General features: G+C 70.5%; 2 protein-coding genes and 1 pseudogene. All 3 read left to right on the top strand.

Annotation, left to right across the window (positions count from 1 at the left end):
* Nucleotides 1–405, top strand: a pseudogene (locus JMF90_RS28850) (hypothetical protein); the annotation flags it as partial.
* Nucleotides 402–1,457, top strand: coding sequence for a DUF1839 family protein (locus JMF90_RS28845; protein WP_011547859.1), 1,056 nt, complete (start codon nucleotides 402–404; stop codon nucleotides 1,455–1,457). The pseudogene JMF90_RS28850 and the gene JMF90_RS28845, both read left to right, overlap by 4 nt.
* 29 nt (nucleotides 1,458–1,486) lie before the next feature.
* The coding region (locus tag JMF90_RS28840; RefSeq protein WP_374104283.1) for a glycoside hydrolase family 2 protein at nucleotides 1,487–3,615 on the top strand (2,129 nt) is incomplete at its 3' end.

Raw genomic sequence — 3,615 nt, 5'->3', positions numbered from 1 at the left:
GGCACGCCCGAGCAGATCGTCTCGTTCCGCGAGACGTGGATCGAACGCGGCACGCGGATGATCGAGTCGCTGGGCCTGCCGAATGCGATCGATCTCGCGAACGACCCGTTCTTCGGACGCGGCGGCAAGATCGTCGCGGACAGCCAGCGCGAGCAGAGCCTGAAGTTCGAGCTGCTGATCCCGATCGAGCACGACGATCGCCAGACCGCGTGCCTGAGCTTCAACTACCACATGGACCACTTCGGGCTGCTGTGGGACATCCGCACCGCGACGGGCGACGTCGCGCACACGGGCTGCGTCGGCTTCGGCCTCGAGCGGCTCACGCTCGCGCTGTTCCGCCACCACGGCTTCGACATCGACGCATGGCCGCAAGCAGTTCGCGACGTGCTGTGGGGCACGCGATGAGGTTCGTTTCCCGCGACGGCGAAGACGCGTCGTTCGAGAGCGTGCGCCACCGCGCGCGCCACTACCGGCCGCACCCGCTGCACAGTCAGGAGATGGTCTGGAAACAGACCAACTGCTACGTCGACATGTGGCTCGAGGTGCTCCGGTGGTGGGGCCTCAATCCGTACGCGGCGCTGCCGTTTACGATCGCGCTCGATTTCGAGGGCGACCAGTTCACGTTCTTCAAGTTTCCGCACGACGAGCTGGAGCGGCTCTACGGGATCGTCGTGCAGGAACATTCGATCTACGAGCCGCTCGACCAGCACATCGAGACGCAGGTCGCACGCGGCCACCTGATGATCGTCGAGGTCGATGCGTGGTTCCTGCCCGATACGCGCGGCAGCAGCTACCGCACCCAGCACACGAAGACGACGATCGGCATCGACGCGATCGACCGCGCGAAGCACCAGATCGGCTACTTCCACAACAGCGGCTATTACGTCGCCGAGGATTTCGACTACAACGGGCTCGTCGGCGGCAGTTCGCCGATGACGCTGCCGCCGTACGTCGAATGCGCGAAGCGACGCTTTGCGCCGCTCGACGAGCGCGCGCTCTGCGAAGCGTCGCTCGCCGCGTTGCAGCGCCACCTGCGGCGCCTGCCGGTCGTCGATCCGATCGCGGCGTTCCGTCGGCAGTTGCAGGCCGACGCGCCCATCCTCGCGGAGGCGCCGCTCGAGCACTTCCATGCGTATTCGTTCAATTCGGTGCGTCAGCTCGGCGCGAATTTCGAACTGTTCGGCCACTATGCGCGCTGGCTGCAGGCGAGCGGCTGCACCGGGCCGTTCGCCGAGATCCGCGCCGCGTGCGATCGCATCGCGTCGGAGGCGATGGTGCTCGAATTCCGGCTCGCGCGCGCGTGCGCACGCGGCAAGGAAGAACGCGGCGATTCGACGCTCGAAGCGATCGAGACCGCGTACGGCGACCTCGTCGCGTGCGCGCGGCAGATCGGTGCGCCGCTGCGGCACGTGACGCCCGTGCGCTACGACACGGAGCCCGTGTCGGCCATGCGGTGACGCGCGCGCGCCCCCTGCCCGCGTGGTCGATGCTGGCGACGGCCGCGGGCGCCGTGCAGGACCCGCGCGACCTCCCTGCCGACGACGGCGGCTGGATCGCGGCGCCGGTGCCCGGCACGGTCGCGCAGGCGCTCGCGCTGGCCGGCCGGCTCGACGAAGCCGCGTCGCTCGACGAGCGCGACCACTGGTACCGCCTCGAGCTGCGCGGGCGCGGGCCGCGCATCCTGCGCTTTCACGGCCTCGCGACGCTCGCGCAGGCCTGGCTCGACGACACGCCGATCCTCCATTCCGACAGCATGTTCGTCGCGCACGACGTGCCCGTGTCGCTCGACGGCACGCACCGGCTGACGATCTGTTTCCGCGCACTCGCGCCGCACCTGCGCGACGCACGCGCACCGCGCCGGGCGCGCTGGCGCACACGGCTGGCCGAGCCGGCCGGGCTGCGCACGATCCGCACGTCGCTGTTCGGGCACATGCCGGGCTGGTTTCCGCCGTACGTGCCGACCGGCCCGTGGCGGCCCGTCGACGTGCTCGATCCGGCCGACGGGCCCGTTCTCTCCGATTGCAAACTGCAGGCACGCGTCGAAGGCGACACGGGCTGGCTCGATGCGGAACTGACGTTCGCCGCGCCGCTGCCCGACACGTTCGCGGCGCGGCTGTCGTGCGGCGAACATCACGCGACGCTCGAACGGGCCGGCGCCGACCGGCTGCGCACGAGCGTCGCGATCCCCAACGTGCGCCGCTGGTGGCCGCATACGCATGGCGAACCGGCGCTCTACGAGATCGCGCTGCATATCGGCGCTACGCGCCGGCCGCTCGGCTCGACGGGTTTTCGCACGATCGAGATCGATCCCGGCGCCGACGGCAAGGGGTTCGGACTGCGCATCAACGGCGTGCCCGTGTTCGCGCGCGGCGCATGCTGGAGCAGCGCCGCGCCGCTCGCGCTGCACGCGGACGACGCGACCTACGGCTACCTGCTCGGGCTCGCCCGCGACGCCGGTTTCAACATGATCCGCGTCGGCGGCACGATGACCTACGAGGCCGACGCATTCCACGCGGCGTGCGATCGGCTCGGGCTGCTGGTGTGGCAGGACTTCGGTTTCGCGAACTTCGATTACGCGCTCGACGATCCCGCGTTCGCGGCCAACGTCGATCGCGAAGCGAGCCAGTTCCTCTCGCGTCGCGGCGCCTCGCCGTCGCTTGCGGTGCTGTGCGGCGGCAGCGAGATCGCGCAGCAAGCCGCGATGTCGGGGCTCGGGCCGAAGCAGCGCTTCCTCGAATTGACGGCCGACCGGCTGGCCGGCCACGCCGCCGCGCACCGCCCCGATGTCCCTTACGTGCCCGATTCGCCCGACGGCGGTGTCCTGCCGTTCACGCCGCGCGAGCGCGTGTCGCACTACTACGGCGTCGGCGCGTACCTGCGTCCGCTCGACGACGCGCGCCGCGCGGACGTGCGCTTCGCGAGCGAATGCCTCGCGTTCGCGAACGTGCCGTGCGACGCGACGCTCGCGGAACTCGGCTGGCCCGGCGTGCACGAGCCTCGCTGGAAGGCGGCCGTGCCGCGCGACCCCGGCACGTCGTGGGATTTCGACGATATCCGCGACCACTATCTGCAGACGCTCTACGACGTCGCGCCCGACCGGCTGCGGCGCGAGGACCCGGCGCGCTATGTCGAGCTGTCGCGTGCGGTGATCGCGGACGTGATGCGCGAGACGTTTTCCGAATGGCGCCGCGCCGGCTCGCGCTGCGCCGGCGCGCTCGTGTGGCAGTTCCAGGACGTGATGCCGGGCGCCGGATGGGGGGTGATCGACGCCGCGCACCGGCCGAAATCGGCCTGGTATGCGCTGCGCCAGGTGCTGCAGCCGATCCAGGTGCTGCTCGTCGACGAAGGACTGAACGGGCTCGACGTGCACGTCGTCAACGAGCGCCCGGCGCCGCTGTCGGCGGCGATCGAGCTGGTCGCGCTGCGTGACGGCCGCACGCCGGTCGCGCGGGCCGGCTGCCCGGTGCGGATCGCCGCGTACGACACGGTGCGGCTCGGCTCGGCCGAGTTGCTCGGCCGCTTCTTCGACTGGACCTACGCGTACCGTTTCGGCCCTTGCGAACACGATACGGTCGTCGCGACCTTGCGCGCCGACGACGGCACGCTGCTGTCGCA

It is taken from the genome of Burkholderia sp. E168m23 (assembly GCF_016586125.1).
Classification (GTDB): Bacteria; Pseudomonadota; Gammaproteobacteria; order Burkholderiales; family Burkholderiaceae; genus Burkholderia; species Burkholderia orbicola.
This window is presented reverse-complemented; position numbering and strand designations above follow the sequence as displayed.

Bases quoted from the DNA above. Each gene is read 5' to 3' on its own strand.
- JMF90_RS28845 (WP_011547859.1), top strand. From the start codon at position 402: ATGAGGTTCGTTTCCCGCGACGGCGAAGACGCGTCGTTCGAGAGCGTG.